Source organism: Streptomyces sp. WM6372, from assembly GCF_001279655.1.
Taxonomy (GTDB): domain Bacteria; phylum Actinomycetota; class Actinomycetes; order Streptomycetales; family Streptomycetaceae; genus Streptomyces.
In genome coordinates this window covers 1-308 of the sequence record NZ_LGDB01000140.1, presented here as the reverse complement: position 1 = coordinate 308, position 308 = coordinate 1, and the positions used below count along the sequence as shown (strand labels likewise).

Here is a 308-nt window from a genome sequence, read left to right as displayed (position 1 = left end):
TCACGTGGGTGTTCCTGGCGAAGGCGCCGCCGCCGATCGCCGTGATCGCGGAGTGGGAGGCCGAGGAGGCCGCGGAGAAGCCCCGCAAGGCCGGGGCCAAGTAGCGCGGGCGGACATGCGGGAGGGGCGGGCCCGGGCTTGGTCCCCCGCCCCTGCCCCACGGCCGTAGGGGGGCCGTCAGGGGGGGGCCCGGGGGGGGGCCCCCCGCCGGGCCCCGCCACTTCGGGGCCCCCCCACGACATGCGGGAGGGGCGGGCGGCCGATCGGCTGCCCGCCCCTCCCGCATGTCCGCACGCGCTACTTGGCCC

1 pseudogene is annotated in these 308 nt (G+C 80.2%); it reads left to right on the top strand.

From position 1 onward, the window contains the following. Positions 1-104 (top strand): annotated as a pseudogene (locus tag ADK52_RS41375) (DUF3159 domain-containing protein); the annotation flags it as partial. Positions 105-308: the final 204 nt, after the last annotated feature.